The 17,016-nt window shown below is 56.3% G+C and carries 18 protein-coding genes; 4 read left to right on the top strand and 14 right to left on the bottom strand.

Going from position 1 to position 17,016, the window contains the following annotated elements; genetic code table 11:
• Positions 1 to 304 precede the first annotated feature (304 nt).
• Both METLA_RS0118955 and METLA_RS0118950 read left to right on the top strand, forming a co-directional pair.
• Positions 305 to 1,387, top strand: a complete 1,083-nt coding sequence (locus tag METLA_RS0118955; RefSeq protein ID WP_024300057.1) for a hypothetical protein — start codon at positions 305 to 307, stop codon at positions 1,385 to 1,387.
• 237 nt (positions 1,388 to 1,624) lie between these two features.
• A complete protein-coding gene (locus METLA_RS0118950) occupies positions 1,625 to 2,206 on the top strand; it encodes a hypothetical protein (RefSeq protein WP_024300056.1) in 582 nt (193 codons plus the stop codon).
• Between the two features lie 170 nt (positions 2,207 to 2,376).
• Here the strand turns inward: METLA_RS0118950 and METLA_RS0118945 are convergent, their stop codons facing one another.
• Entirely contained in the window at positions 2,377 to 3,867 is a 1,491-nt protein-coding gene (locus METLA_RS0118945) for a L,D-transpeptidase (RefSeq protein ID WP_024300055.1), read from the bottom strand.
• 586 nt (positions 3,868 to 4,453) lie between these two features.
• On the opposite strand from METLA_RS0118945, the gene METLA_RS0118940 reads away from it, so the two are divergent.
• Positions 4,454 to 4,873: a hypothetical protein gene (locus tag METLA_RS0118940; RefSeq protein ID WP_024300054.1), complete on the top strand. Its 420-nt coding sequence runs from the start codon at positions 4,454 to 4,456 to the stop codon at positions 4,871 to 4,873.
• Positions 4,874 to 5,082: 209 nt separating this feature from the next.
• Here METLA_RS0118940 and ccmI read toward each other — a convergent pair whose 3' ends face one another.
• The 11 genes from ccmI to rlmB all read right to left on the bottom strand — a co-directional run bounded on the left by ccmI (position 5,083) and on the right by rlmB (position 13,300).
• A complete protein-coding gene (gene ccmI, locus METLA_RS0118935) occupies positions 5,083 to 6,318 on the bottom strand; it encodes a c-type cytochrome biogenesis protein CcmI (protein WP_024300053.1) in 1,236 nt (411 codons plus the stop codon).
• Positions 6,315 to 6,773, bottom strand: coding sequence for a cytochrome c-type biogenesis protein (locus METLA_RS0118930; protein ID WP_024300052.1), 459 nt, complete (start codon positions 6,771 to 6,773; stop codon positions 6,315 to 6,317). The genes ccmI and METLA_RS0118930 overlap by 4 nt, the downstream gene beginning before the upstream one ends.
• Positions 6,770 to 7,297, bottom strand: a complete 528-nt coding sequence (locus METLA_RS0118925) for a DsbE family thiol:disulfide interchange protein (RefSeq protein WP_024300051.1) — start codon at positions 7,295 to 7,297, stop codon at positions 6,770 to 6,772. Before METLA_RS0118925 ends, METLA_RS0118930 begins: the two co-directional genes overlap by 4 nt.
• Positions 7,290 to 9,245, bottom strand: a complete 1,956-nt coding sequence (locus METLA_RS0118920) for a heme lyase CcmF/NrfE family subunit (protein WP_024300050.1) — start codon at positions 9,243 to 9,245, stop codon at positions 7,290 to 7,292. The genes METLA_RS0118925 and METLA_RS0118920 overlap by 8 nt, the downstream gene beginning before the upstream one ends.
• Positions 9,246 to 9,283: 38 nt before the next feature.
• Positions 9,284 to 9,514 carry a DUF2283 domain-containing protein gene (locus METLA_RS0118915; RefSeq protein ID WP_024300049.1) on the bottom strand — a complete coding sequence of 77 codons (231 nt, stop codon included), beginning with the start codon at positions 9,512 to 9,514 and terminating at the stop codon, positions 9,284 to 9,286.
• 65 nt (positions 9,515 to 9,579) lie between these two features.
• Entirely contained in the window at positions 9,580 to 10,023 is a 444-nt protein-coding gene (gene ccmE, locus METLA_RS0118910) for a cytochrome c maturation protein CcmE (RefSeq protein ID WP_024300048.1), read from the bottom strand.
• Positions 10,020 to 10,184, bottom strand: coding sequence for a heme exporter protein CcmD (gene ccmD, locus METLA_RS0118905; protein WP_024300047.1), 165 nt, complete (start codon positions 10,182 to 10,184; stop codon positions 10,020 to 10,022). Before ccmD ends, ccmE begins: the two co-directional genes overlap by 4 nt.
• Positions 10,181 to 10,945 (bottom strand): heme ABC transporter permease, encoded by a 765-nt coding sequence (locus tag METLA_RS0118900; protein WP_024300046.1) that lies wholly within the window; start codon positions 10,943 to 10,945, stop codon positions 10,181 to 10,183. The genes ccmD and METLA_RS0118900 overlap by 4 nt, the downstream gene beginning before the upstream one ends.
• A 320-nt stretch (positions 10,946 to 11,265) precedes the next feature.
• The gene (gene ccmB, locus METLA_RS0118895; RefSeq protein WP_024300045.1) at positions 11,266 to 11,940 is read right to left on the bottom strand and encodes a heme exporter protein CcmB; all 675 of its coding nucleotides are present in this window, start codon (positions 11,938 to 11,940) and stop codon (positions 11,266 to 11,268) included.
• Complete coding sequence (gene ccmA, locus METLA_RS0118890; RefSeq protein ID WP_024300044.1) at positions 11,940 to 12,560, bottom strand: cytochrome c biogenesis heme-transporting ATPase CcmA; 621 nt, start codon at positions 12,558 to 12,560, stop codon at positions 11,940 to 11,942. The genes ccmB and ccmA overlap by 1 nt, the downstream gene beginning before the upstream one ends.
• A complete protein-coding gene (rlmB, locus tag METLA_RS0118885; protein ID WP_024300043.1) occupies positions 12,557 to 13,300 on the bottom strand; it encodes a 23S rRNA (guanosine(2251)-2'-O)-methyltransferase RlmB in 744 nt (247 codons plus the stop codon). The genes ccmA and rlmB overlap by 4 nt, the downstream gene beginning before the upstream one ends.
• Positions 13,301 to 13,475: 175 nt before the next feature.
• On the opposite strand from rlmB, the gene mutL reads away from it, so the two are divergent.
• Positions 13,476 to 15,302 carry a DNA mismatch repair endonuclease MutL gene (gene mutL, locus METLA_RS0118880; RefSeq protein ID WP_024300042.1) on the top strand — a complete coding sequence of 609 codons (1,827 nt, stop codon included), beginning with the start codon at positions 13,476 to 13,478 and terminating at the stop codon, positions 15,300 to 15,302.
• A gap of 64 nt (positions 15,303 to 15,366) precedes the next feature.
• Here mutL and METLA_RS0118875 read toward each other — a convergent pair whose 3' ends face one another.
• Together METLA_RS0118875 and METLA_RS22785 are read right to left on the bottom strand one after the other, a co-directional pair.
• Complete coding sequence (locus METLA_RS0118875; protein WP_152539499.1) at positions 15,367 to 16,032, bottom strand: hypothetical protein; 666 nt, start codon at positions 16,030 to 16,032, stop codon at positions 15,367 to 15,369.
• A 311-nt stretch (positions 16,033 to 16,343) separates the two neighbouring features.
• Positions 16,344 to 17,015, bottom strand: a complete 672-nt coding sequence (locus tag METLA_RS22785; protein WP_152539498.1) for a hypothetical protein — start codon at positions 17,013 to 17,015, stop codon at positions 16,344 to 16,346.
• Position 17,016 lies beyond the last annotated feature (1 nt).

The raw sequence follows: 17,016 nt of genomic DNA, 5'->3' as shown, positions 1-17,016 counted from the left end.
CTGATGTGCCATCATCTTCGAAGATGATGGCACAGGCTACGCCTGCCCCACACTTCTGCCGGTAAGGTCATTGCGCTTGGCCGGACTGCGCGTAAAACGCACCGGAATGCACGCCGACCGGAACGACAAAGCACCATTCTACTCTAATGTATTGCCTATCGGGATGTCCGGGATAACCGCGTGTTGTGGTCTAATATGAGCACCATAGACAAGGCGTGTTTTTATCGCCCCATAGCGAATCGTATCGCAGTGTAACTTTGCGGGACAAGATTGGATTCCCCGCTATTTTTTGACAGGCCTTATCATGAAAAAAATCGTGAACCGTCGGCTGCTGATGGTATTGCTACTGTCGCTGGGGGCTGCGGATGTTTACAGCGACGCGGATCACTCGAAGTCTTGCGGTTTCTTTGCTGGCAGATTGAGCGACCTAAATCTGCAGCGGCCGCAGCGGGTGCTGCTGATTCCCTTACTGAGCAAAGACCCGCACTCGACCGAGAGTCCAAGGTGGTCCGAACAGCCGGCCCGCACGCTGAAAGCCTTTTATAGGAACCAGTTCCATGCGGACGTTACCGTGCTGCGCGATCTTTGGAGCTGGCCCGATTATTATCGCGAAGTCGAGCAAGTAGCGGAGCAAGCGCCGCCTTTCGACCGGGTGGTTTTCATCAGCCACGGCGGTTTTGACGGGCCCGTCCTCAAAAATGCGGTGTTTTGGCAAAAACTTGAGATCACGGGGAACACAGGCAAATTGCTTCAGCTTTCCGAGGCGCAACCGGGGCTTGAGAATGCGATGTCGATCACCTACGACACCCGCAAAAACACCGTATTCAGCGACTATATGGCCACGCGCTGGCCGGAAATGGCGCCGATGAAATCGAGCGACACCTTCCATCTGCTGAAAGGGCTCGAAAAACAGTTGCAGCCGCTGGATCACGCCTGCTACGCCCGTTATTGCGCGCCGGAACGCCTGGCTAGCCAGCCGGAGAGGCTGCGGCCCTACTTGCTCGATAGCTGTGAGCTAATTTGCCGAGAACCCTTGTTCGAGCAAAAAACCGCCGCTGAAATATCCGAGGAAAGATTCTTTCGCTTCACCAAATCGCTGGCTTCTCTGACCAAGGAAAACGGCCTGATATTTTTCGGTGCCTGTAACCCTGGCAGCGCGGCTTCGATGAAAACGCGGGAGCATGATGAAACCGAGCTGTTAATCAATTCAACCATCGCGGGCGGCCCGCATCGGAGTTACGTGCATCTGGTCAGCGCAGCAACCGGCCGCATCGCCGCAGGGCCAATCGGGCAAAGCAGCGCCGATGACATCATAAACCGTGTTACGCTGTTCGAGAACAACCGCGCTCAGCGCAATCTCTGCATCGCCTCGCCTTCGGCACGGTGAGCGCCTGCCAAAGAACATCGTGTAGAAGAAACCGTAACCGAGCTGATCGATAAGGCGATTTCCGGAAATGAGTTTACCCGAAATGAAATATTTGCCGTTGGCTGAGCGGAGCCGAAGCCAACGAGATAATGACATCGACTATAGATGCATTCTTTCTAAAAAACCACCTAAGGTTTTCAGATGCGTCATATCGAGGCGGTTTCTCCACTGATAGTATTTGACAGACCGAGGCATTGAATGAGCCGGGCCACTTCCTTGTTGACGCTCTGCAGGGCCGGCTTCCTGCTGGCGACCTGCTCGGCAACGCCCGCCCTGACCGGCAATGCGACGCCACCGCTCCCGCCAGTGTCGTGTACGGTGGTGGAAGGCAAACCGTCAGCGCAAGACCTACTCACTGCCCAAGCCCTCCAGCGCAACATCAAGACCTGCCCGCTCTACACGATTCCGGCCGCCAACGGCCTTGCTTCATGCCGTATCCGCTATCAGGACGATGCGGTCGTCGTGTTGGAATACCAGTTTAAAGAAGGAGGCTGGCTGCATGTCAAACGCGATCAGCGCATCGAATACACGGAGCAAAACGCCAGTTTTACGCTGCCTTCCAATCAAAAACCGGAAGCGGTCCTTGCCGGCGCCGAGCGCTCGGCTTTCGGCGACACGGGCTGCGGCATCGCCTGGCGCGAGCCCGAGACGCGCCCGGCCGAGAATTCCAACAATCTTACCGAAACCGTGTTTCGCGGCGATGTCTGTAATTGCCAGGCCGTCATTCGTCGCCAGGCCGATGGGCGTGTGGTCGGGCTGATGCTGAAGAGCGCATGCTAATCTGAAAATCGCGCTCAAGACAGATTTGTCCCACAGGCCGGGGTTACAATCCTTGGACTGAACGTTTCGCGCCAACGGCAAGGCTTCAAGAAAATGTTCGGACGGGTTTACAAAACCCGTCCGGCGTAGGTCATACTGAAAAGCCGGATTTCTGCAATTAAATAGCCTGCCTACCTGACAACGACTCTGCCGGGATTCTCTTGCCTGATCGCCGTCTCGGCACGGGCCTGCTGATTCGTGCCTTTGCTGTCTTTGGCCGGCACATGACCGGCCTGCATCGGCTCGGGCGCCTTATTCATCACCGTCACCGGCAGGCCCAGCGCCCCCCAGTTATAAAGCCACCCGGCATCCTCGGAGACATTGGGCCAGCGCTTGTTTTGGTCTTTGGTAGCCATGTTGATGCAGCCATGGCTGGCGGGACGGCCAAAACTATTGTGCCAAAACGCGCCATGGAAGGCATAGTCTCTATGGAAGAACTGCGTATACGGGACGTCTTCCACTTCATAGAAACCGGGCTGCCCCTTGCCGACATCGCTACGCATTCTCTTGTGGCGGTAACGGTCATAGATATAAAAGGAACCCGTCACCGTGGGGGTTTTGCTTTTGCCCGTGCTGACCTTGAAGGTGCGCACCACTTTGCCGTTTTCCACAGCCTCCACACGCTGGCTGTCCAGGTAGACGAAAAGCCTCCGGTCCGTGCCGGTGCTGAATTGCTCGATCAGGGCTTGCTTCAGCATCCCGCCGCGCTCGCTTCTTAAATGTTGCCCGTCGTCGCTGACTTCGATGGCGCTTGAGGCCGGCCATGCAGGCTGGGGGGTAAATCTAAGCTGGCGAGGCCCAATCCAGCGCCATTTTCCAGAGATGGCTTGGCCATCACGGGTTTGCACCTTGAGATGGCTCGCCGCGTTGGCCCGATCGGCCAACGCTTCATTAAAAGTCACTTGCAGCGGCAACATCAAGCCTAGATTGGTCAATCCCTTGACATTCGTCTCGGCGGCAAGGGGTGGCGCGGTTGTCAATTCCAGATCGAGCGGCGGCAGGGATACGCCCGTGGGGGTTTTATAGTTCACCTGGACCGCATACTTATGGTCTTGCCCATAAGCACTCGCCAGCAACCGGATGTTATGGCCCGTGGCATCGTGTTCCGTCTTCAACGTCAGGCCGCCGGTGGCCTGCACCTCCCCCACGGGTCGGTCGAAATGCAGGGTCACCGAGGCGTCCGGGCCCAACCGGGTAAGCGTGGGCCCTTCCAACTTCGGTATGGCGGCCGTTGTGAAGTTAATTTCACGGGTTTCGGACTCTCCGGACCAATACCGCTCCGCCGTCACCTTGATCTTATGGCGAGCCTCGAAAGCTAGAGGGACAGGCAGGCTAAGGCGGGTTTGATCCTTCGCCGCAAACAGGACTTTTCCCGTGCCGTCGAGCAGTTCAACCTTGGACAAGCGGGCGCCCAAGCCCACCGCCTCCAGGGTAATGGCTTTGTGCGGATCAACGTCGTTGCCGCCTTGCAAGGATGTCATCGAAAACCCATAGGGCAGCATGCCTTGGCTGACGAAGGTTTCGTTCGAATTGGCTTGCGCGACTACCGACAAAGTCATAATCGCCGCGACCGACCAGAACAGAATCGGTTTGATCGAACCGAAATATGTGGCCATTTTCATCGAGTCACTTTGCACACAAATAGGTGTATTGATTAAAAGCTGGGCATACCCGCTCACAAGCCTCAAGGCATCCCCTTCGGAGAGCCCCGCCAGAAGGCCGATCCTCGGTTCGAGGACACCCTCAGTTTTATGCCCATTCCATTGCCCTCATTATACTAAAGATAGTTCCTCCAGAAGAAAACCTTGCCAAATCAGCCCCAACGGAACAGGGTAAAATCATTGCGGGTAGCCAACGGGTTGCTCACTTTTTGAACAAGGCGGGGGCAAAAAGTTTCACCTAAGCTCGTATGGCGGTTTCGCGCACGAATGCAGGGATGCAGGAGGTAGAGCAACGCATGGAGCAGTTGCCGAGCCAACCGCCATAGCGGATGCCATCACAAAGCTTCGATGCAAATGAAAAAAACCAGCCGACAAGGTTTTTGACAACCATGGTTTGAGAGACTTCGATAAGGTATTGCCTGCTGCGAATCTACCTTCTGGATAGCATTCAAAATATGTTGAAAATAAAGTTAAAAGCAAAGAAGATATACTAAGTGGAATTATTTATTGGGCTTTTAGGGCTGGGCAAGATTCTGAAGGGTGTAAGATGAGTGAGAACGAGAGAGTCGGAAAATTAATCTGTGTTGTAGCGAGCGCATCTGTATTTGTGTGGTTTTTGCTCTCACAAAACTACAATTCTGAATATGATCTCCTTGCCAATTTCTACTACAACATGAGTGTCTATAAAATAGAATTTTTCTGTGAAGAGGTGCGCTCATCCCTCTGGCCCCACGAAATTAAGCAAGAGTGCTGGGATATTATAATAAAAACCAAGTATCTTGTACTTTTCTCTCTTCTATTAGGAACTTATGGATATATGATTTGGAAATCCCTGTTGCCTAATCCAACTCCAAATATTAGCAAAATACTGGATGAGTGGAATGCAAAAAGGCCTAAAAAAACCTCTAAAAATACCGGCCCAGCAGTAAAGCATAGCAACGAAGTCGATCCTTGGAATAAACCATGACTGTCCTGTAACTAAAACGCGTTAAGACGCAATTTAGGAGCGTAACTAGCGATAGCCACATACTATCAGCGATCCGAGATTTGTCACTCCGGCCTGAATGTTTCAAGCCAACTTCAAAGCAATAAGAGAATGTGCGGACGGGTTTACAAAACCCGTCCGGCCTAGTGATGCGGGGCGCATGCTAACCCGAAAATCGCCGGCACGAACGATTATTCAACTCGCTGGTTAATCACGACTTTATAATCGCCCGATCCGGATACGGCCGCTTTTTCTACCGCCCCGATCAAATCCCCCGGCTGCGTAACGGCCTGACCGGATTTGGAGATGCGCGCAAGCAATCTCACCTCGCCGAAATTCGATAATTTCATCGCCGGCATCATCGCCATCGTATCGTCGAGCGTGACCTTGAGCGGCAGGTCGGAGACCTGTTTGCGCACGATCGCGAGCGGCATTTTAGGTCCCGTCAGGGCCTGGGCATAGATGAATAAGGTGTCGCCGGGACTTGCGGCTTGCTGGAGTTCCGGCGCCAGGCTGACTTCGACGCTAATCGAAGGGGCCGCAGTAGCGGCAGCCGGCGGTGTCTGCGGCTCGCTTGCCGCAACCTGCGCCTGCCCCGGGAGCCCTGCAATGATGTTCTGCATTTCCTTCCGCGGCTCGGAGCCTTCCGGCAGCAAGGATTCTAGCTTCCGCCACAGCACCGCGGCGCCCTGCGGGTCGCCTTGCTGTACCTTGGAAAGGCCCGCAAGCCAGAGGCCGTTCGGGTTTTCGGGTTCGAGTTTCAGCGCCTTGAAGATCAGTTCGGACGGTTTGCCGGCCAGGTTTTTCTCGGCGGCGAAGGCCAGCGCTTCCGCGTAGAGCAGCATCACGTCGGGCTTGTCGCCCATCAGACGATAGGCATTCCCGAATGCGTCGGCGGCTTTCGGGAATTGTTCGAGATATTTGTACGACTTGCCGAGCATCAGCCAGCCTTCGGCGTCGTCGGGGTTCGCCTTCATCTTCTCGGCCAGCCCCGCGACCATTTTTTCGATGTCCGCGGCATTCGGCATGCCCGCCGGCGCGGCTTGGGCGAGTTCTGCGCCGTGCTCGACCGCATCGAAGCGTCCGAGCGCAAGATACAGCGATCCTGCCAATACCGGCACCGCCACGGCAACCAGGTAAACCATCCAGCGGCCCTGGGTATTGGCGGCCTTGACCTGGCTTTCGATCGAAAGATCGTCGCTGAGCGCGAGTTCCAGTTCGGCGACCTGCTCGTCGAATTGCGCCTGGCTAATGCCGCCGGCGCGCAGATTGTTTTTAAGTTCGGCGAGCCGAATCCTGGCGATCTCGATATTGCGATGATCGAGATCGGCCTGCTGCAATTGGCGGGCGCGCCACAACGGCGGCAAGACGAACGCAAAGGCGACCAGGATAAATGCGGCCGCGATCAGAAAAAATACGATGTTCAAGAGCGGTCACCTTCATCCAGTAAGCGGCGAATCTTTTGCCTTTGTTCGTCGCTGAGCGACGGCTTCGGGCTGGTCTGTTTGCGGCGGATCAACACGATCACGAATAGCGCGCCGATCAGAAAAAACAGCACCGGCCCGAGCCAGAGCAGCAGCGTTTTGACCTTGAACGGCGGCTTGTATAACACGAAATCGCCGTAGCGCTCGGTCATGAATTTCACGACTTCGTCCTTCGACTGGCCTTTTTCCAGCATTTCATAGACCTGCCGGCGCAGGTCGGCGGCGAGGTCCGCATTCGAATCGGCGATGGTCTGATTCTGGCAGACCAGGCAGCGCAGTTCCGAGGTCAGCGATTCGTAGGCTTCCTGCTGTTCGGGATTCTTGAATTCGCGGTATTCGACGCCGGCGCTGCTCACGCCAGCCAGCAACAAAAGAAAAATCAGAGTAATCGGTTTCATTCGGCTTGCAGTTTTGCGATCAGAGGCAGCAGGGTTTGCTGCACGGTTTCAGGCGTCACGGGACCGGTATGTTTATGGCGGATGACGCCTTTCTTGTCGACCACGAAGGTCTCCGGCACGCCATAGACGCCCCAGTCGATGCCGATCCGCCCTTCCTGATCGCTCACGCTCATGTCGTAAGGATTGCCGAGCTGATTGAGCCAGTTCAAGGCATCGTCCCGCGCGTCCTTGTAATTCAGTCCGATGATCAGCGCCGCGTGCTGCTGCGCCAATTGATTCAGCACCGGATGCTCGGCGCGGCACGACACGCACCAGGACGCCCAGACATTGAACAGCCAGACCTTGCCTTTCAAATCCTCGGGCGACAGTTTTTGTTCGGGATTATCGAGCTTCGCCGCGCTGAACGCCGGGGCCGGCTTGCCGATGAACGGGGACGGGATCTCGGTCGGGTTCAGTTTCAAGCCGATCGCGAGGAACACGCCCATCACGATGAAGATAATCAGAGGGATCAGGTATTTAAGCATTGGCGTCTTCCTTGTTTTTCGCGTTGATCCGGTAGCGCCGATCGAGCGCGGCCAAGAGGCCCCCGGCCGCCATCAACATCGCGCCCAGCCAGATCCAGCGGATGAACGATTTATAATAAATCCTGAGACTCCAGGCGCCCTGATTGCCCAGAGGCTCGCCGATCGCGACGAACAGGTCACGGAACAGGCCGGCATCGATCGCGGCCTCGGTCATCGGCATTTTCTGCACCTGATAGACGCGTTTTTGCGGCTGCATCTCGGCGACTCTTTTGCCATCATGATCGACCGTCACGAACGCCTGTTCGGCGACATAATTGGGACCCTGCGTTTGCTTGACGCCGTGGAAGCGGAAGCTGTAGCCGGACATGTCCAATGCCTCGCCCGGCGCCATACGCACGTCTTTCTCGATGCTATAAGCCGAGGTCAGCGTGATGCCGACCGCAAATACCGCGATGCCCGCGTGCGCGAGCGTCATGCCGTAGAAACCGGAAGGAATGCCCGCGAGCCGCTGCCAGGAGAAGCCCTTCGCGCCCATGCGGTCGTAAAAAGACAGCCCGGTGCTGGCCAAGGTCCAGAACGCAAGGCTCAAGCCGAACACCGCCGCCCAGGAATAAAACGGCATCAACAGCGGCAACAGCAAGCCCAGCACGATACAGGCCAGCGCGATCCAGCGCACCCGCAGCGCCAGCGCGCCAAACAGGTCGCGTTTCCAGCGCAAGAGCATGCCGAGGCCGACCGCGACCGCGAGCGGCGCGGTCAATGGAATGAACACCGCGTTGAAATACGGAGGACCGACCGAAATCTTGCCGAGTCCCAACGCATCGATCACCAAGGGATAGAGGGTGCCGAGAAGGATGCTGGCCGCGGTCACGACCAGCAGGATGTTGTTCACCAGAATCACCGATTCGCGCGACACCCAGTCGAAAGTCGCGCTACTTTTGACGGTCGGCGCCCTGACCGCATACAGCAGTAACGAGCCGCCGACCACGACCCCGAGGAACACCAGGATGAACAGACCGCGCGCCGGATCGCTCGCGAACGCATGCACCGAGGTCAGGACGCCCGAGCGGACCAGGAAGGTGCCGAGCAGACTCAGCGAAAAGGCGAAGATGGCCAAAAGGACGGTCCAGGTCTTGAACACGCCGCGTTTTTCGGTCGCGGCCAAGGAATGGATCAACGCGGTGCCGACCAGCCAGGGCATGAACGAGGCGTTTTCGACCGGGTCCCAAAACCACCAGCCGCCCCAGCCCAGTTCATAATAGGCCCACCAACTGCCGAGCGCAATGCCGATGGTCAGGAACATCCAGGCGATATTGGTCCAGGGCCTGGACCAGCGCGCCCAGGCCGCATCGAGCCGGCCTTCGAGCAGCGCTGCGATCGCGAACGCGAAGGCGACCGAGAAGCCGACATAGCCCATGTACAGCATCGGCGGATGGATCGCGAGACCGGGGTCTTGCAGCAGCGGGTTCAAGTCGCGGCCTTCGGCAGGCGCCGGAAACAGCCGCTCGAACGGGTTCGAGGTCAACAACAGAAACAGTAAAAAGCCGATCGCCACCAGCCCCATCACGCCGAGCACCCGCGCGACGGTCGCCTCCGGAATGCTCTTGCTGAAGCGCGCGACCAAGCCGGTCCAACACGACAGCACCAGTGCCCAGAGCAAGAGCGAGCCTTCATGCGCACCCCAGACGCCCGAAATCAGGTACAGCGTCGGCAGCGCGGTATTCGAGTTGGTCGCGACATAGGCGACCGAAAAATCGTGCGTCAAAAAGCTCGTCGTCAGGCAACCGAACGAGATCGCCATGAACAAGAGCTGGGCATAAGCGGCGGGCCGGGCGACGCCGATCCAACCGGCAATCGCGCGCGCGGAGCCTGCGATCGGCAAGATGGCCAAGACGACAGCCATGCACAGGGCCATGATCAGCGCGAGGTGTCCTATTTCGGGTATCATTGGGGTTGACCTTTTTTGTTGCTGTCCATGTGGATTATTTAACTGGCCCGCTTACGGGATTGCATCAGCTTGGCTTGCGTGCTTTCAAGGATAAAGTCTCTTAAAAAAACGCTGGCTTTGAGGATTTCGACACCGATCAACTCACCCTCGGCATTCAATTCGGCGGTAATGTGAGGGCTCAACTCCATGCTCCCCGCCTCCTCTTCGTCGGTCATCGCCAAATGGATCACATCCTCATCGGGGAAATAGGTCATTTTGGGATTATTCATAAGTCAGTCTGCCCGTCGTCAATCGGTAAAAATGCACGTTTTAACGGGCATTTTTCTAATTAAACCTATTTGCCTTCGGCAGGCGCACCCTGATTTTTCAGGCTCGCCTTCACTTCCGGCGGCATGTAGTTCTCATCATGCTTGGCCAGCACTTCCTCGGCGATGAAGACGCCCTGGTCGTTCAATTTACCGTGCGCGACGATGCCCTGGCCTTCCCGGAACAGGTCAGGCAGGATGCCGGTGTATTCGACGACCACTTCCTTGCTGAAATCGGTCAAGGTGAAGCGCACGGTCATGCCGTCGCCGGGACGCGACACCGAGCCTTTGACCACCATGCCGCCCAGGCGGAACAACGCGTCCTTCGGCGCCTTGCCGGCCACGACATCGGTCGTCGAGAAAAAATACATCAGGTTGTCGTTAAATGATTTCAGCGCGAAAAATGTCGCCGCGCCGATGCCGACCACCATCAGGCCGATCAGCAGCAATCGCTGTTTTCTAGCGGGTTTCATCCTTCCTTCCGTTTACTTTTTAAGAGTTGCCGGCGCAGCCATTGTTTGCGCTGCATGACCGGAATCATGATGTTGGCGGCGAGCACCGCCAGGGTAATACCGTAGGCGGTCCAGACATAAAAGCCGTAGCCGCCCATCGCGAAAAATTCCTGCAAACTCATGACGCAGCCCCGAAAAATTTGTTGCGAACCCATTGCGCCGAACGCTCGCGCAGCAAGACTTCGACGCGCGCGCGTTGCAGCATCGCGATCAAGTAATAGAATTTGAAAGCGAGCGCCATCAACAGCAGCGGAATCAGCATGCTGACATGAATCGACGGCTTGTCCATCTTGGTGACCGTCGGTCCCTGATGCAGCGTGTTCCACCATTCGACCGAGTAATGAATGATCGGGATATTCACCACGCCGACCAGCGCCAAAATCGCGACCGCTTTCGAGGCGATGCGCTTGTCGTCGATCGCGCCGTAAAGTCCGATCACGCCGAGATAGAGGAACAACAGGATCAGTTCGGAAGTCAGCCTGGCATCCCAGACCCACCAAGTTCCCCACATCGGCTTGCCCCACAAGGAGCCGGTCACCAGCGCGACAAAGGTAAAACCGGCGCCGACCGGCGCGCTGCTGATCGCGACCACCTCGGCCAGCTTGATCCGCCAGACCAGGCCGATCGCGCCCGCCGCCGCCATCACGGTATAGATGAACAAGGACATCCAGGCGCTCGGCACATGGATATAGATGATCCGGTAACTGTCGCCCTGCTGGTAATCCGCCGGGGCGAGATACAGGCCGCCATACAGGCCGGCAGCGGTCAACAGGATGAAAATGGCGCTCAGCCAGGGCATCAGGCGCTCGGTCAGCGCATAGAAATGCGGCGGCGAGGCCATGCGGTGAAAAAATCGGACTACGGAATCGGGTACTAAAAACATTGCATGCAAAGTACAGAGTTTAAGGCGAAGGGTGGCTAAGCGAAAGCATCCACTATTTCCGACGCTCTTTATCACACACCGCCGGAGCGGTGCAGCCGGTGTTCCCGTGCTCTGGTAAACTGCCATTAAGTAATGGATGGCCGGTCCCTTCTCCCTCCGGGAGAAGGCTAGGATGAGGGGGTCAAAATAAAGTATTTTTCCTTATTTGATTCCCCCTCACCCCGCCCCTCTCCCGAAGGGAGAGGGAGATACCCGCCTTAACTTAATGGCAGTGACACGAAGCGCGGAAACGATAAATCGAAATATTTTACGGGATATTGCTAATTAATACTCATTTTTAATGCCGCCGCGGTCGGCCAGGGCGCCAGGACCAATGACAAGAGCAGGATCGAAATCAATATGCTGATCTGCGCATCGACCGGCAAACCGCCGGCCGCCATTTGCACCGCATTGCCGGCGAAGATCAGCACCGGCACATAGAGCGGCAGCACGAGCAGCGACAGGATCATGCCGCCGCGCCTGAGGCCTACGGTCAACGCGACGCCGATCCCGCCGATCAGGCTGAGCACCGGCGTGCCGAGCAGCAACGTCAACAATAATACGCCCAGGGCATGATTGGGCAGCCCCAGAAACACCGCGAGCAACGGCGCGACCAGCAGCAGCGGCAGACCGGTCACCAGCCAGTGCGCGATCACCTTGGCCAGCACCAGCAGCGACGCCGGATGCGGGCTCAGCAGCATCTGTTCGAGCGAGCCGTCATCGAAGTCGGAGCGGAACAGGCTGTCCAGCGACAACATCGCCGCCAGCAGCGCGGCGACCCAGATTACGCCCGGCGCGATAGACTGCAATAAATGCGGCTGTGCGCCGATGCCGAGCGGAAACAGCGTAATCACCAGCACAAAAAACAGCAAGGGATTGATCATCTCCGCGCGCCGCCGAAACGCCAGCACCAGATCGCGGCGGACGATGGCCAGAAAAGCTCGAGTCAGTGTCATCAGGATAAATAAATACGCTGCACGACCGCGTCATGCAGATCGATGTCATGGTGTGAGGTTAAAACGATCATGCCGCCGTCGGCGCAGTGCTCGCGCATCAGCGATTCGATCAGCGCGATGCCGGCCCGGTCGAGCGAGGTAAACGGCTCGTCGAGAATCCATAAGTGGTTGCCGGTGATCAACAGGCGCGCCAGCGACAGGCGCCGCTTCTGACCGGCCGACAAGGCCTGCGCCGGCACATCGTCATAGCCCGCCAAGTGCACCTTCTCCAGCGCATCGGCGATCGTAAAACGTCCGGGCCGGCCCAGGGCTAGCGAGACGTTCAGATTTTCGAGCACGGTCAGTTCCTTCTTGATGCCGTCCAGATGGCCGACATAGGCCATGTCCGCATAATAGCGGCTGTCATCGATCGCTTCGCCGCGCCACAGCACCTGACCCGCGTCGGCCTCGCGAAAACCGCAGAGGATGCGCAGCAAGGACGTCTTGCCGCTGCCGTTCTTGCCTTCGAGCAACAGGACCTGCCCTGCATGCAGGGTAAAATTCAGTGCCTTGAACAGCACGCGGTCATCGCGTATGCAGCTCAAATCGACGCCCGCGAGCATCATCGGCTTATCCGTCATGCCGTCGTCCGCTGCCGCAGAACCTCATATAACAATACGCCGGTCGCAACCGACAAATTCAGACTTTCGACGCTGCCCCGCATCGGCAGAGAAACCAGCATATCGCAGGCTTCCTGGGTCAGACGCCGAAGGCCCTTGCCTTCCGCGCCGACCACCAGCGCCATCGGCACGCTAAAATCGGACTGATAGGCGCTTTGCGCGGTGTCGCCGGCCGCGCCGAACACCCAGATGCCCTGCTCTTTCAGCCAGCGCAAGGTGCGGGCCAGATTGGTCACCTGATATACCGGCACCGTTTCGGCCGCGCCGCTCGCGACCTTGCAGACGGTCGGGGTAATGCTGGCCGCATTGTCCTTCGTGACAATCACGCCGTGGACGCCGGTCGCATCGGCGGTGCGCAGGCACGCGCCGAAATTATGCGGGTCTTGCACATGATCGAGCACCAGGAACAAGGCCGGCGCGGTCAGATTCTCGACCGCCGTTTTCAGATCGTGCTCCGGCAACTCGCCGGGCATTTCGACTTCGACCACGATGCCTTGGTGTTGACCGCCTTCCGCAAAGCGATCCAGCTTCTTGCGCTCGGTCTTCTCGGGCCGGATGCCGAGCGCTTCCAGGTCGGCGATGGCCCGCGCCAGGCGCTGATCCTGCCGTTGGCCGTCGATCCAGGCCTGGGTAATTTTGTCCGGCGAATAGTGCAACGCCGATTGCACGGCATGCAAGCCGAAGATTTTGCTTAATTTCATCAGTCGTAAGGGTGCGCATCGCGCATCTTTTCTGGGTTAGATAGAGTCGAAGGTGCGCGATGCGCACCCTACCCGAAAATCGTTCAATTATACCAGTATGATTTTGATTCGGGCGACTGTTGTACGCTTTCCGGCCGATCAACGGTAAAATAAGCCTTTTTTTGAACTCACGCGAATGCGCATTCATTTACTCCCAACCCAGCTCGTTAACCAGATCGCGGCGGGCGAAGTGGTCGAAAGACCGTCGTCGGTGGTCAAGGAACTGGTTGAAAACAGCTTCGATGCGGGCTCCCGGCAGATCCACATCGACATCGAACAAGGCGGCGCCCGGCTGATCAAGATCCGCGACGACGGCAGCGGCATCGACAAGGACGATTTGCCGCTCGCACTGTCCCGCCATGCAACCAGTAAAATCGCGACGCTCGACGACCTCGAACACGTCGCCAGCATGGGCTTTCGCGGCGAAGCGCTGCCGAGCATCAGCTCGGTCGCCCGCCTGACGCTGATTTCAAGGACCGATGGCGCCGATTGCGCCTGGCAGGTCCGTGCCGACGGCACCGAAAGCAACTTCGATCCGCAACCCGACCCGCACCCCAAGGGCACGACCGTCGATGTGCGCGACCTGTTTTACAACACGCCGGCGCGCCGCAAGTTTTTAAAATCCGAAAAGACCGAATTCGACCATATCGAAACGCTGATCAAACGGATGGCATTGAGCCGTTTCGACATCGGCTTTAGGCTGACGCATAACCAAAAAGAAATCCTGAACCTGAAGCCGGCCCTGGCGCCCGCCGAACAGGAAAAGCGGATCGCGAGCATCTGCGGTTCGGCCTTCATCGACCAGTGCGTGAAGATCGATTTTGCCTCCTCCGGGCTGGAGCTGACCGGCTGGGTCGGTCTGCCGACCTTTTCGCGCAGCCAGCCGGACATGCAGTTTTTCTATGTGAACGGCCGCCTGATCAAGGACAAGCTGGTCGCGCACGCGGTCAAGCAGGCCTATCAGGACGTGCTCTATCACGGCCGCCAGCCGGTGTTCGTGTTGTATCTGACGCTCGACCCGGCGCTGGTCGATGTGAACGCGCATCCGGCCAAGCTCGAGGTGCGCTTCCGGGAGGGCCGCCTGGTGCATGACTTTCTGTTCAGCGCGCTGCACCGCTCGCTGGCCGAAGTGCGTCCGGGGCAGCAGCAAAATACCGTCACGCTGCCGATGGTGGAATCACCGGCCGAGCCGTTCGCCAAGCCGCAAATTACCGAAGAACGCCGGCCGCCGGCATTTCAGCCGCGCCCGCCGCAGCAGGCGACTCTGCCGCTGTCGGTGCAGGAAGAAATCCGGGCTTATGGGGCGCTGCACAGCACGCCGGTTTCGCCGCCGCCGATGCTATCTCCCACACCGATGCAGGCCACGGAAAAAACGGATGATCATCCATTGGGCTATGCGGTCGCGCATCTGCACAACATCTATATCCTGTCCGAGACGCCGACCGGGGTGATCCTGGTCGATGCGCACGCCGCGCACGAGCGGGTCAGCTACGAACGCCTGAAACGGCAATACGAACAAGGCGCGGTCGCGCAGCAGCCGCTGCTGTTGCCGATCAAGATCCAGGTCAGCGCCCGCGAGGCCGATCTTGCCGAACAGTCGCATGATTATTTTGCCGCCCTGGGCCTCGAAGTGAATCGATCCGGCCCGGAAACGCTGATCTTGCGTTCGGTGCCGGCCCTGTTGGCCGGGGCCGATGCCGAAACCTTACTGCGCGATGTGTTGGCCGATCTTTCGGTGCATGGCGTGAGCCAACGGGTGCAGCAGCAAGCGAATGCCGTCCTGGCCACGATGGCCTGTCACGGCTCGGTCAGAGCGCACCGGCGCCTGACTGTCAGCGAGATGAACGCTTTACTTCGGGATATGGAACAAACCGATCGCAGCGGCCAATGCAACCACGGCCGCCCGACCTGGATTGAACTCTCAACCCAGGAGTTGGATAAGTTTTTTATGCGGGGGCAATAGATGCACTGCTGCCGCACTTCGGCAAAGTGACTGAACGGATGTCGGCCTACATCGTAAACATATCTTATGAATTACGGGTTGAGCGGTGCCGACCAGCTTCATCGTATGGCCAATCGAGTCCATACTTAACATAGTATTTTTGCAACATAGCAGGGTTGCCAAAGACCCTAGCAAAGCCGAGATTGAAAGCAATAAATCGATCCGGAGGGCTACTAGTGCCCTCCTGCGTCATACGAACGTTGGGATGTTTCTTGGATTCGTAGTCATCTTGAGCTCCATGCTGAAAGGGTGACTTTAAACGAGGATTTACTTTGGCCAAAAGTGCCGTTGCCTCAGCTGGGAGTATGTCTGGATGTGCGGGATTTGCGCCGGAGAATATCACCTTGTGGTATCCGTCTAAACCGTAAAAGCGGTAGAAGCACATCAAATCATAATCAGAAACCAAAATTGTGCCGTTGGCTAATGTCACCAGTCCGGTAGAAGGATCGGACTTATCCTTAACCGACATCGGCTTCGGCGCATATCTGCCCTGGAAATAACGCGCAGGACGCTTCGGACAGCGGATTATGAGTAACAATCCTTCTTCACGAGTAAAATCACATAACACGTCTATATCGGCAGGAGCCATGCCAGAGAGGCGCGACAGGTGGATGTCGTGGCTGCTCACGAGTTCGTTTTGAGCTACTTTGCTTTCGAATTCTGCGACAAGTCGAGATGGGAGTGCAGGCATAATCTGGTCCAGACAAGTTAAGTTATACAATAACAAAGATTATGCGAATTCTGAGCCCGCACAATCATCTCATGGATACCGTCCACAGTCGATTTTGCGACGGTGAAAAAACCATCCGGCGCAATTGTTATTGCGGCCGGAAAACGATCACGAAACATTCGGAACGGGGTTAAAAAGCCCGTCCCGCCCAAGCTTTCAATGAGGGCCATTTATCAAGCGCTCTCTCCAAAATACCTCGCTGGCACTCTTCGTGCCACTGAGATTAGCTGCATGCACTATGACAAACAATAAGTTACCCAAGATGTCACACCCTATGACTTGGAATTTATCGAGTTTATAGGGTCGCTTTTTTTGAAAAACTTTCCATTTTTAATAAAAACATACTTCCTATCTTGATTTATTTCGACATAGCTTCCGTCTTTTTTAGGCATAACAAATGGAGAATATACTATTATATCGACATTTTCTCTTGAAATATTAAGTGATATTTTTTTGGAAGAGCAATGAATATCGCCATTTTCTTCTACCACTTCATCTAAAGTACCCCAGTTATAAAAATTGTTGCCTTTGGCAATTCCAATGACAATGGTCCCGTAACACAACTCTGCCCCCGTATCTATTAAAACAATAGACTCAATATGATCTTGACCAATCAATACCACGTCTTTGTCAAGCGGAAACTCGTTTACGGCAATTACTGAGTCATCCCCCAATGTAAACATTGTAGAAATATTTGAATCGACATCAATTCCTAACGATTGAAGAGCAACAGCACTACCACAAACCAACAACGACACTTTGGATTGAAGAGGGTATCTAACGTTGCAGGGCACGTCATTGAAAGTTATATCTTTGGCAATAACTTTTGTGACTTCAATCCGATCTATTGCTGACGCACAATTAACATTTATTACTCCAATTAAGATAATTAAAGTTAACCTGACACACTGATTGATTGGGTTACTGACAATCTTAGAATACATT

Source organism: Methylomicrobium lacus LW14 (assembly GCF_000527095.1).
Lineage (GTDB): Bacteria > Pseudomonadota > Gammaproteobacteria > Methylococcales > Methylomonadaceae > Methylomicrobium > Methylomicrobium lacus.
This window is presented reverse-complemented; position numbering and strand designations above follow the sequence as displayed.

Coding starts and splice junctions, on each gene's coding strand:
- METLA_RS0118930 (WP_024300052.1), bottom strand. CDS start 6,773: ATGAAACCGATTACTCTGATTTTTCTTTTGTTGCTGGCTGGCGTGAGC.
- METLA_RS0118920 (WP_024300050.1), bottom strand. CDS start 9,245: ATGATACCCGAAATAGGACACCTCGCGCTGATCATGGCCCTGTGCATG.
- METLA_RS0118900 (WP_024300046.1), bottom strand. CDS start 10,945: ATGTTTTTAGTACCCGATTCCGTAGTCCGATTTTTTCACCGCATGGCC.
- ccmB (WP_024300045.1), bottom strand. CDS start 11,940: ATGACACTGACTCGAGCTTTTCTGGCCATCGTCCGCCGCGATCTGGTG.
- METLA_RS0118875 (WP_152539499.1), bottom strand. CDS start 16,032: ATGCCTGCACTCCCATCTCGACTTGTCGCAGAATTCGAAAGCAAAGTA.
- METLA_RS0118955 (WP_024300057.1), top strand. CDS start 305: ATGAAAAAAATCGTGAACCGTCGGCTGCTGATGGTATTGCTACTGTCG.
- mutL (WP_024300042.1), top strand. CDS start 13,476: ATGCGCATTCATTTACTCCCAACCCAGCTCGTTAACCAGATCGCGGCG.
- ccmA (WP_024300044.1), bottom strand. CDS start 12,560: ATGACGGATAAGCCGATGATGCTCGCGGGCGTCGATTTGAGCTGCATA.
- METLA_RS0118925 (WP_024300051.1), bottom strand. CDS start 7,297: ATGCTTAAATACCTGATCCCTCTGATTATCTTCATCGTGATGGGCGTG.
- METLA_RS0118915 (WP_024300049.1), bottom strand. CDS start 9,514: ATGAATAATCCCAAAATGACCTATTTCCCCGATGAGGATGTGATCCAT.
- METLA_RS0118950 (WP_024300056.1), top strand. CDS start 1,625: ATGAGCCGGGCCACTTCCTTGTTGACGCTCTGCAGGGCCGGCTTCCTG.
- METLA_RS0118945 (WP_024300055.1), bottom strand. CDS start 3,867: ATGAAAATGGCCACATATTTCGGTTCGATCAAACCGATTCTGTTCTGG.
- METLA_RS0118940 (WP_024300054.1), top strand. CDS start 4,454: ATGAGTGAGAACGAGAGAGTCGGAAAATTAATCTGTGTTGTAGCGAGC.
- ccmE (WP_024300048.1), bottom strand. CDS start 10,023: ATGAAACCCGCTAGAAAACAGCGATTGCTGCTGATCGGCCTGATGGTG.
- ccmD (WP_024300047.1), bottom strand. CDS start 10,184: ATGAGTTTGCAGGAATTTTTCGCGATGGGCGGCTACGGCTTTTATGTC.
- rlmB (WP_024300043.1), bottom strand. CDS start 13,300: ATGAAATTAAGCAAAATCTTCGGCTTGCATGCCGTGCAATCGGCGTTG.
- METLA_RS22785 (WP_152539498.1), bottom strand. CDS start 17,015: ATGTATTCTAAGATTGTCAGTAACCCAATCAATCAGTGTGTCAGGTTA.